This window comes from Halomonas sp. ND22Bw (assembly GCF_003011945.1).
Lineage (GTDB): Bacteria > Pseudomonadota > Gammaproteobacteria > Pseudomonadales > Halomonadaceae > Halomonas > Halomonas halophila.
The window spans coordinates 1-262 of record NZ_PXWD01001117.1 but is presented as its reverse complement, the minus strand read 5'-3'; the positions used below and the strand labels follow the sequence as shown (position 1 = coordinate 262).

Here is a 262-nt window from a genome sequence, read left to right as displayed (position 1 = left end):
CGTCCTCGACCGGAAGGCCGAGCGGGGCCGCGTCATCGCCTCCCAGCGCGGCGGCATGGACATCGAGGAGATCGCCGCCAACGAGCCCGAGGCCCTGATCCAGGTGGTGGTCGAGCCGGCGGTGGGCCTGCAGCAGTTCCAGGCCCGTGAGATCGCCTTTCAGCTCGGCTTGAACATCAAGCAGGTCTCGGCCGCCGTGAAGACGATCATGAACGCCTATCGGGCGTTCCGCGATTGCGACGGCACCATGCTGGAGATCAAC

General features: G+C 66.8%; 1 protein-coding gene. It reads left to right on the top strand.

Annotated features, from left to right (window positions below; genetic code table 11):
- Nucleotides 1-262, top strand: a 262-nt coding sequence (locus tag CVH10_RS21645) for an ATP-grasp domain-containing protein (protein WP_369335960.1), incomplete at both ends; no start/stop codon positions are given.